Genomic DNA, 2,330 nt, shown 5'->3' on the forward strand with positions numbered 1-2,330 from the left:
CCGACCGACTCGACCGTCGCCAGGGGCAGGGCCAGCGCCCGGTCGACGAGACCGGTGCGGTTGGCGGCGAGCAGCTCCTCGCCGAGCACCCCGACCCGCCACCGCGCGGAGCGGTGCAGCACGGCGGCCACCACCAGGGCCGCGGCGAAGGCGAGCGCGAGCAGGTCGACGCGGGCGGTGGAGCGCCCGCCCGAGGAGACCTCGTCGACGAGCGCGCCGAGCAGCTGCGGCCCGACGAGCCCGGCTCCGGTGGCCGCGAGGAAGCAGGCGCTCGTCACCGCCGCCTGCCAGCGGTACAGGCGGAGCACCCCGCGGGCCCAGGCCCAGGCCTGGCGGGGGGACGCGTGGTCGAGGACGGCGGTCACGGGGTGCTCCTCTCCAGAGTGCGGGTGAGGTTGACGACGTGGTCGGCGACGTGGCGCCACGGCGAGCCCTGGGTGAGCACGACCGTCGTGCGGCCGCGGCGCAGCACCGCGACCCGGGCCGCGATCCACGCCTCGGTGTGGGCGTCGACCGCGGAGGTGGGTTCGGAGAGGACGAGGACGTCGGCGTCGGTGAGCAGCACCCGGGTCAGCGCCAGGCGCTGCCGCTGCCCGCCCGAGACCTCCCGGCCGCGTTCGCCGAGGCACTCGTCCAGTCCGTCCGGGAACCCCTCGACGATCTCCGTCGCCGCGGCCGCGTCGAGGGCGGTCCCGACGTCGAGCCCGCCGTGCCCGACGAGCTCGTCGCGCAGCCGGCCCGAGAACCACAGGTCCTCGGGGTGGGCGTGGACCACCCGGCGGCGCAGCGTCGCCAGGTCGACGCGGTCGACCGGTGTCCCCGCGACGTGCCCCGGCGCGGCGGCACCGGGGAGGCGGGCGAGCCGGTCGGCGAGCGCGGCGGCCCCCGCCCCGGCGTCGACGACCGTGAGCGCGCCGGCGGGGGCGTACAGGCCGGTGACCGGGTCGTGGAGGTCCAGCGCCCCCGGTGGGAGGGCGACCGGGTCGGCCGGCGGGTCCAGCAGGGGGCGCAGGCCCAGCAGGTGCACGACGCGGCGGGCCCCCGCCCGGGCGGCCGCCAGCGAGCCGGCCGCCTCGGTCGCCGCGGTGACGGGGACGACGAGGAACGCCGACGCCCCGTACACCGCGACCAGCTCGCCGGGCCCGATCGTGCCGGCCACGGCCAGTCGGGCCCCGAGCCACGTGATGACGACGAGGACCGCACCCGGCAGGAGGACCTCGGCGGCCGCCAGCCACGCGGTGCTCCGCGCGACGAGGAACCCGGCGTCCCGGACCCGCACGGTCGCCTCGCCGACCCGCGCCGCGAACCGCGCCTCGCCGCCGACCCCGCGCAGGATCCGCAGCCCGGCCACGACGTCCGCGGCCAGCGCGTTCACCGCGGTCAGCGCGCCGCGCTGCTCGTCCGTGTGGCGTTGCAGCGGCGCGATCAGCGGGCCGATGCCGACCACGGCGAGCGGGACCCCGACGAGCGCCGCGACCCCGAGCAGCGGGGAACGCGCGACGAGGCCGACGCCGACCACCACGAAGGCCACCACCGAGCCCGCGAGCCGGCCCGCGGTCTCGAAGAGGTTGCCGAGGGTGTTCAGGTCCGACGTCGTCACCGCGGGGACGTCACCGCCCGCGGCCTGGGGCGCGAGCGCGGCGCCGAGCCGCAGGACGTGGCCGCTGACGGTGCGCTGGGTGGCGGACGCGGCGTGCAGCCACATCCCGTGCGCGAGGAAGTCGAGGGCTCCCCCGCTGACCATCTGCGCGACCCCGAGGGCCACGACCAGCGCGACGTCCCGGATCAGCGCGCCGGTGTCGCCCCGGGCCACCCCCGCCTCGACGGCCGCGCCGACGACCAGCGGGATCACCGCGCCGGGCACCAGCCAGAGGGTGCCGACGACGACCGTTGCGACGGCGAGCCCGGGCCGTGAGCGCAGGATCGCGCGCAGGAACCCACCGGGGGTCAGCGGGTCGGGCAGCGTCAGGGACGGTGCGGGATGGGGCCGCCGCGCGGGCGCTCAAGAATCGGGGCGGGGGATCACGCCGTCGACGCTAGGCCGCCACGGGACGGCGGCGCGACCGGTTTATCCGGGTCGGGCAGCGCTCAGAAGGGCTCGACGCTCACGACGCCGGGCAGCACGCGCACGCGCTCGGCGAACGCGTCGCACTCGTCGGTGGTGAGCGCGACGGTGCACGAGATGCAGGAGCAGGACACGCCCTCGTGGACGTCGACGGAGAAGTCCGGGACCCGGTAGCCGAGGTCGCAGAGCTGCGAGGTCAGCGTCATGACGCCGCGCATGCCGCCGGTGGTGACGATCGTCCACGGGCGGGGCAGGCGGGAGGGGC

The 2,330-nt window shown here is 77.8% G+C and carries 2 protein-coding genes and 1 pseudogene; all 3 read right to left on the minus strand.

Going from position 1 to position 2,330, the window contains the following annotated elements; translation table 11 throughout:
- Positions 1-365 (minus strand): annotated as a pseudogene (locus AC0CYZ_RS03605) (ABC transporter ATP-binding protein); the annotation flags it as partial.
- Positions 362-1,969, minus strand: coding sequence for an ABC transporter transmembrane domain-containing protein (locus AC0CYZ_RS03610; RefSeq protein WP_472212427.1), 1,608 nt, complete (start codon positions 1,967-1,969; stop codon positions 362-364). The gene AC0CYZ_RS03610 and the pseudogene AC0CYZ_RS03605, both read right to left, overlap by 4 nt.
- A gap of 119 nt (positions 1,970-2,088) precedes the next feature.
- Positions 2,089-2,330 (minus strand): hypothetical protein (locus tag AC0CYZ_RS03615; protein ID WP_472212425.1); only part of this gene is annotated, 242 nt, incomplete at its 5' end.

This window comes from Actinomycetospora sp. (assembly GCF_055612215.1).